General features: G+C 66.3%; 2 protein-coding genes. One reads left to right on the top strand and one right to left on the bottom strand.

What is annotated here, in order from left to right:
• Nucleotides 1-221: plasmid pRiA4b ORF-3 family protein (locus G5V65_RS22030; RefSeq protein WP_165054784.1), on the bottom strand; the 221-nt coding region annotated here is incomplete at its 3' end.
• Between the two features lie 48 nt (nt 222-269).
• Here G5V65_RS22030 and G5V65_RS22025 point away from each other — a divergent pair.
• Nucleotides 270-485, top strand: a complete 216-nt coding sequence (locus G5V65_RS22025; RefSeq protein WP_165054781.1) for a phage head-tail joining protein — start codon at nt 270-272, stop codon at nt 483-485.
• Nucleotides 486-612 lie beyond the last annotated feature (127 nt).

The raw sequence follows: 612 nt of genomic DNA, 5'->3' as shown, positions 1-612 counted from the left end.
TAGATCTTGCGGCCCCACACCGCGTCCTCTGGATCGGGTTCGCCATAGACCCTGTCGCCGACCCGGAAATCATAGAGATGGTAGTTCTCCCACGGCATCACCGCCTGGATGATTTCGTGCAGGGCGCGGAGGTTGGTGGTCAGGCTGACCTCGAGCTCACGCCAGATGCAGGGCTCGAGATGCAGCAGTTCGATGCGAAGGCGGGCAATCCGGTCGGTCATGGCGGGCCTGGTCAGGACGGGTTGCGAGCAGGATAGAGGTGGGCCGTCATGGCGACAATCACGGACCTCCGCTCCCGTCGCGAGGCGTTGGCCGCACAGCGTGCCTCGGGCGTGGCCCGTGTCAGCTATGACGGAAAGACAGTGGATTACCGTACCGTGGCGGAGATCGACCGGGCCCTCGAGGCGCTGGATCGCGAAATCGCTTCAGCCGAAGGGCGGCGGATCGTGCGGCAAGTGCGCGTCAACACGGAAAAGGGGCTCTGAGCATGGGGCTGTTCGACAGGTTCCGCGGCGGGTCCATTCCCGGCCGGGCCAGCGGCAGCCCTGCAGCCGTGCGCGCTCGGCTCGAAGGGGCCATGGCGCGGCGACGGCTCAAGGGCTGGAATCCACC

The organism is Paragemmobacter kunshanensis, assembly GCF_011059185.1.
Taxonomy (GTDB): domain Bacteria; phylum Pseudomonadota; class Alphaproteobacteria; order Rhodobacterales; family Rhodobacteraceae; genus Paragemmobacter; species Paragemmobacter kunshanensis.
Note: the sequence above shows the minus strand (reverse complement) of the source record. Positions and strands in the feature narration are given on the sequence as shown.